Source organism: Streptomyces sp. TRM68416, from assembly GCF_014596915.1.
GTDB lineage: Bacteria > Actinomycetota > Actinomycetes > Streptomycetales > Streptomycetaceae > Streptomyces.
The window spans coordinates 1-606 of record NZ_JACVWU010000096.1 but is presented as its reverse complement, the minus strand read 5'-3'; the positions used below and the strand labels follow the sequence as shown (position 1 = coordinate 606).

Genomic DNA, 606 nt, shown 5'->3' with positions numbered 1-606 from the left:
TGCGGGGTGGCCGAGCGGTCCTCGGACCAGATCAGGCGGGTTTCCAGGTCCGTGCCGAGGATCTGCCGGAGCCGGTCCACCGCCCAGCCGTTCCAGTGGACGCCACCCGGAAACTCGGGCACCCGGAAGGCGGGCAGCGCGGCGGGGACAGCGTCCGGGCGGAACACCGTGATCTTCATCTGACCCGTGGTCTTCTTCGGCTTGGCGGACCGGCGCGGATCCACACAGTCGACGACCGCCTCGACGACGTACAGGAAGTACTCACCCTGCCCACCCGCCCCCGCGATCTCGACCGGGATCAGCCGACCCGCCTCCAGCAGCTCCTCCCCCAGGGCCTCGGCGAGCCGCCGGCTCAGCACCGGCGCCCCCGGATATCCGGACGGGAACTCCGACTCCCGCAACCTCGGGTCACCGTCCCACTCGGCCGTCACCGCGTCGGGCGGCTCCCCGGCGGAACCGTTGATCTGCCAACGGATGAGCTCGGTGAGCGAGGAACCGAACAGCAGGGTCCGGAAGTCGCCGAGACCGGGCAGCAGGCGGTAGACGGACAACGGGTTCACGGTCATGGGGCCGTCCAGTAGGCGGTGGGCGAGGGAGTGCCGGTGG

The 606-nt window shown here is 71.0% G+C and carries 1 protein-coding gene; it reads right to left on the bottom strand.

Features of this window, described 5'->3' with window-relative positions; genetic code table 11:
* Window positions 1-566: hypothetical protein (locus ICC28_RS40090; protein WP_188293802.1), on the bottom strand; the 566-nt coding region annotated here is incomplete at its 3' end.
* Between the last annotated feature and the right edge of the window lie 40 nt (window positions 567-606).